Consider the following 5,750-nt stretch of genomic DNA (forward strand, 5'->3'; position numbering starts at 1 on the left):
GGGTGGCGGAGGTTGTCGTACCAGTAGTCGGCGGTGAGCGTGTCGGTGTCGATGCGGTCGCCGGTGTAGGTGGAGTAGAACGCGACATCCGTCGTGGTGGGTTGTACGCCGTCGAGGGCGGTGTGGACCTCGTCGCGCAACGCTTCGACGTGGGGGGTGTGGGAGGCGTAGCCGACCGGGAGTACCCGGGCGGGGATGTCGCGCTCCTTGCAGTGGGCGACGACGGCGGCGATGGCGTCGGGGTCGCCGGCGATGACGGTGGCGTTGGGTCCGTTGATGGTGGCGATGTAGGCCCGGGGGGTGGCGTCGCGGTTGGTGCCGGCGTTGGTTCCGTGGGTGTCGGCGTTTGCCTGGGCGTCGGCCTCGGGGTCGCCGTCGGTGTTGGTGTTGTTGGCGGGGTGGCGGGTGTTGTCGGGCGTTGCGGGGTCGGCGGTCAGCCGGGTGAGGAGTTCGGTGACCTGGTCGGCGGGCAGGGCGAGGGAGGCCATGTCGCCGTGCCCGATCAGCGCCCGCAGGGCCTTGGCCCGCAGTGCGACCACCTTGGCGGCGTCCTCAAGGGACAGTGCGCCGGCGGCGTGGGCGGCGGCGATCTCGCCCTGGGAGTGGCCGATGACGGCGTCCGGGGTGATGCCGTGGTGCCGCCACACCGCGGCCAGGCCGGTCATCACGGCGAACAACACCGGTTGCACCACGTCGACGCGGGTGAGCCAGTCGGGGTCGTCGTCGTGTAGGACGGTGTGCAGGTCCCAGTCGACGTAGGGCCGCAGCGCGGTCGCGCAGGCGTCGAGGTGCGCGGCGAAGACCGGGCTCTGCTCGGCCAGTTCGCGGCCCATGCCGAGCCACTGTCCGCCCTGGCCGGGGAAGACGAACACGGTCCGGCCGTTGTGGGTGGCGGTGTGCTGGAGCAGGGCGGGGTGCGGGCGGTCCTCGGCGAGGGCCCGCAGCGCCTCGGCCGGGTCCGGGCCGGGCAGCACGGCGGCCCGGTGCGCGAACACCGCCCGGGACGTGGCCAGCGCCGCCGCCAGCGTCCCCGAGGACACGTCGGGCCGCGCGTCGACCAGCTCGGCCAGGCCGGCCGCCTGGGCGCGCAACGCGGCCGGGGCCTTCGCCGACAGCAGCCACGGCAGCGCCACCACGGGCTCACCGGCCGGCGCGGCCGGCGCCTCCGGCGCCTGCTCGAGGATGACGTGCGCGTTCGTGCCGCTGACCCCGAACGAGGAGACGCCCGCGCGGCGCGGCCGGCCGTGCTCCGGCCAGGGCCGCGCCTCGGTCAGCAGGGCCACCGCGCCGGCGGTCCAGTCCACGTGCGGGCTGGGCGCGTCCACGTGCAGCGTCCGGGGCAGCGTGCCGTGCCGGAGCGCCTGGACCATTTTGATGATGCCGGCGACGCCGGCGGCGGCCTGGGTGTGCCCGATGTTCGACTTGATCGACCCGAGCCAGAGCGGCTCGTCGCGGTCCTGGCCGTACGTGGCCAGCAGGGCCTGCGCCTCGATCGGGTCACCGAGCACGGTGCCGGTGCCGTGCGCCTCCACGGCGTCCACGTCGGCCGGGTGCAGGCCGGCCGCCGCGAGCGCCTGGTGGATGAGGCGTTCCTGGGCCGGCCCGTTCGGCGCGGTGAGGCCGTTGCTGGCGCCGTCCTGGTTGACCGCCGAACCGCGGATCACCGCGAGCACCCGGTGGCCGTGCCGACGGGCGTCGGAGAGGCGTTCCAGCACCAGCAGGCCGACACCCTCGCCCCAGCCGGTGCCGTCGGCGGTGGCCGCGAAGGACTTGCAGCGGCCGTTCGGCGCCAGCCCGCGCTGCCGGCTGAACTCGATGAACGTGGTCGGGGTGGCCATCACCGTGACGCCGCCGGCCAGCGCCAGGGTGCACTCGCCCTTGCGCAGCGCCTGCATCGCCAGGTGGGTGGCGACCAGCGACGACGAGCAGGCGGTGTCGACGGTCAGCGCCGGCCCCTCCAACCCCAGGGTGTACGCGAGCCGCCCGGACGCCACGCTGCCGGCGCTGCCGTTGCCGAGGTAGCCCTCGTAGCCGGCGGGCACCTGGTGCTGCAGGCGGCTGGCGTAGTCGTTGTACATCACGCCGGTGAACACACCGGTGAGGCTGGAGCGCAGGCCCTGCGGGTCGATGCCGGCCCGCTCCAGGGCCTCCCAGGCGGTCTCCAACAGCAGCCGCTGCTGCGGGTCGGTGGCGGCCGCCTCGCGGGGGCTGATCCCGAAGAAGTCGGCGTCGAACTCGTCCGCGTCGTGCAGGAAACCGCCGTGCCGGGTGTACGCGGTGCCCGGGTGGTCCGGGTCCGGGTGGTACAGGCCGGCGAGGTCCCAGCCCCGGCCGGTGGGGAAGTCGCCGATCGCGTCGACGCCGTCGGCGACCAGCCGCCACAGCGCCTCCGGCGAGTCGACCCCGCCCGGGTAGCGGCACGCCATCCCGACGATGGCGATCGGCTCGTCCAGCGGCCCCTCGGCCACCGGGGCCGGCCGGGTCGCGGTCACCGCGTCCTCCGGCACGAGCCGGCCGCGCACGTACGTGGCGAGCGCCTGCGCGGTCGGGTGGTCGAAGACCAGGGTGGCCGGCAGCCGCAGCCCGGTCGCCGTGTTCAGCCGGTTGCGCAGCTCCACGGCGGTGAGCGAGTCGAAGCCCAGGTCCTTGAAGGCCCGCTGCGGCTCGATCAGCTCCGGGCTGCCGTGCCCGAGCACCCCCGCCACCTGGCTGCGGACCAGGTCCAGCAGCAGCCGCTGCCGTTCGCCGTCGCCGAGCCCGGCGAGCCGGCCGGCGAGGCCGGTGTGCACGGCCGCGTCGGCCGCGGTGCGCCGGGCCGCCACGGTGCGGACCAGCCCGCGCAGCACGGCCGGTACGGTCTCCGCCCGGCGCAGCCCGGCGAGGTCGAGCAGCACCGGCACCGGGGTCGGGTCGTTCCCGGCGAGCGCGGCGTCCAGCATCCGCAGGGCGGGCGCGGTCTCCAGCGGCAGCACCCCGTCCCGGACCATCCGGGCCCGCTCACCCGCGTCCAGGTGCCCGGTCATGCCGCTGGCCTCGGCCCAGAAGCCCCAGGCGATCGAGGTGCCGGCCAGCCCGTACGCGACCCGGTGCTGGGCGAGGGCGTCGAGGAACGTGTTGCCGGCGGCGTAGTTGGCCTGCCCGGCACTGCCGAGCACGCCCGCCGCGGAGGAGTAGAGCACGAACGCGGCCAGGTCGAGGTCGAGGGTGGCCTGGTGCAGGTGCCAGGCGGCGTCGACCTTGGGGCGTAGCACGGTGTGGATCTGTTCGGCGGTGAGGGTGTGTACGGCGGCGTCGTCCAGCACGCCGGCGGTGTGGAAGACGGCGGTGAGGGGGTGTGCGTCGGGGATGCCGGCGATGAGGGTGGCGACGGCGTCGGGGTCGGCGGTGTCGCAGGCGGAGACGGTGGTGGTGGCGCCGAGGGCGGTGAGCCGGCCGACGAGGTCGGTGGCGCCGGGTGCGTCGGGGCCGCGGCGGCTGACGAGCAGGAGGTGTCGGGCGCGGCCGGTGGTGGCGAGGTGGGTGGCGAGCAGGGCGCCGAGGGTGCCGGTGCCGCCGGTGATCAGCACCGTGCCGTCCGGGTCGAGTGGCCGCCGCGCGTCCGGGTCTGGCTGCCCGGCCCGGGCCAGCCGGGGCACCAGCACCCGGCCGGCGCGTACCGCGAGCTGCGGCTCACCGGTCGCGACCGCCGCACCCAGCGCGGCCACGGTGTCCGCGGTGCCGTCGGAGTCCACCAGGGTGAACCGGTCCGGGTGCTCGGACTGGGCGCAGCGCAGCAGGCCCCACAGCGCGGCCGCCGGGAGGTCGGTGACGTTCTCCGCCGGGTCGGTGCCGACCGCGTCCCCGGTCAGCACGACCAGGCGGCTCGCGGCGCACCGCTCGTCGGCGAGCCAGTCCTGCACCAGGCGGGTGACCTGCTCGGCCTGCCGGTGAGTGGCGGCCACCACGTCGCCGGTGGCGGCGGGCACCGCGAGCACGACCAGCGGCGGCACGGGCACGTCGCCGGCCAGCAGGCCGGCCAGCCCGGCGGCGTCGACCGGGTCCGGCAGCTCCGTCGGAGCGCCCACCGGCGCCGGCGTCCAGTCGAGCCGGTACAGCGGGTCACCGCCGGTGGCGACCGGCAGCTGACCGGCCGGCAGCGGCCGTACGGTGAGGGCGCCGATGGTGGCCACGGGCGCGCCGGTCGGGTCGGCGGCGGTGACCGTGACGGTGTCCGTGCCGTCGACGGTGAGGCGGACCCGCAGGGCCCGGGCCCCGGTGGCGTGCAGGCTCACGGCCGACCAGGCGAACGGAAGCCGGACCGTCTCCGCACCGGCGGCCAGGGTGATCACGTGGAGGGCGGCGTCGAGCAGGGCGGGGTGGACGCCGTACCCGGTCTGGTCCACCTCGTCGGGCAGTCGAACCTCGGCCCAGAGGTCCCGGTCGCCGCGCCAGGCGCGGTGCAGGCCCTGGAAGGCCGGCCCGTAGCCGAGGCCGGTGGCGGCCAGGTCGGGGTAGAACCCGTCGAGGTCGACCGGGGTGGCGCCGGTGGGCGGCCAGGAGGTCAGGTCGCCGGCCGGCGGTGGTGCCGTGGCGGCCAGCGTGCCGGTGGCGTGCCGCAGCCACTCGCCGTCCTGCCCGGCCCGGGAGCGGATGGTGACCGGGCGGTGGTCGGAGCCGTCGGGGGCGCCGACCTCGACCTGGACCTGGACCGCTCCGGTGCCGGCCAGGGTCAGCGGCGCCTCGATGGTCAGCTCGTCCAGGTAGGGGTGTCCGGTGTGGTGGCCGGCGTGCAGGGCCAGCTCGACGAACGCGGTGCCGGGCAGCAGGACGGTGCCGGTGACGGTGTGGTCGGCGACCCACGGCTGACTGGTGGTGGTGAGCCGGCCCGTGAACAGGTGACCCTGCTGGTCGGGCAGGTCGATGGCGGCGGCCAGCAGCGGGTGGTCCGCGCCGCCGAGGCCGAGGTCCGCCGGCTCGCTCAGCGTGCCCGGGGTGGCCAGCCAGTAGCGCTGGTGCTGGAAGGCGTACGTGGGCAACGGCACCGGCGGGGTCGCCACGGGCAGCAGCGGCGTCCAGTCGACCGGGAGGCCGTGGCTGTGTGCGGCGGCCAGGGCGGTGACGAGCTGGTCGGTGCTGTCCCGGCGCATGCTGGCCAGGGCGACGATCTCGTGCTGCTCGGCGGTGTCCTCGATCGGCTGGATGAGGACGGGGTGCGGGCTGACCTCGATGAAGGTGGCGTACCCGTCGCGGAGCAGGGCTTCGGTGGCGGTCTGGAACTGCACCGGGTGGCGGAGGTTGTCGTACCAGTAGTCGGCGGTCAGCTCTGCTGGGTCGATGCTGTCGCCGGTGAACGTGGAGTAGAACGCGACGTCGGTCGCAACCGGCTGGACGCCGTGCAGGGCGGTCCGGATCTCCTCGCGCAACGCTTCGACGTGCGGGGTGTGGGAGGCGTAGCCGACGGGGAGGATGCGGGCGGGGATGTCGCGGTCCTTGCAGTGGGCCACGACCGTGGCGACTGCCTCGGGGTCGCCGGCGATGACGGTGGCGTTCGGCCCGTTGACGGTGGCGATGTACGCCCGGGGGGTGCCAGGGCCGTTGGTGCTGGCGTTGGTCCCGTGCGCATGGGCGTCGACGTCGGTGTGGGTCTGGGCGTCGGCGTCGGCCTCGGGGTCGCCGTCGGTGTTGGTGTTGTTGGCGGGGTGGCTGGGGTTGTCGGGCGTCGCAGCGTCGCCGGTCAGCCGGGTGAGGAGTTCGGTGACCTGGTCGGCGGG

At 75.5% G+C, this 5,750-nt stretch carries 1 protein-coding gene; it reads right to left on the bottom strand.

Annotated elements, in window-relative coordinates; all coding sequences use genetic code 11:
- A partial coding sequence (locus LQ51_RS20085) for a type I polyketide synthase (RefSeq protein ID WP_156313169.1) occupies positions 1–5,750 on the bottom strand: 5,750 nt, incomplete at both ends.

Origin of the sequence: Micromonospora sp. HK10 (genome assembly GCF_000982955.1) — a bacterium.
Classification (GTDB): domain Bacteria; phylum Actinomycetota; class Actinomycetes; order Mycobacteriales; family Micromonosporaceae; genus Micromonospora.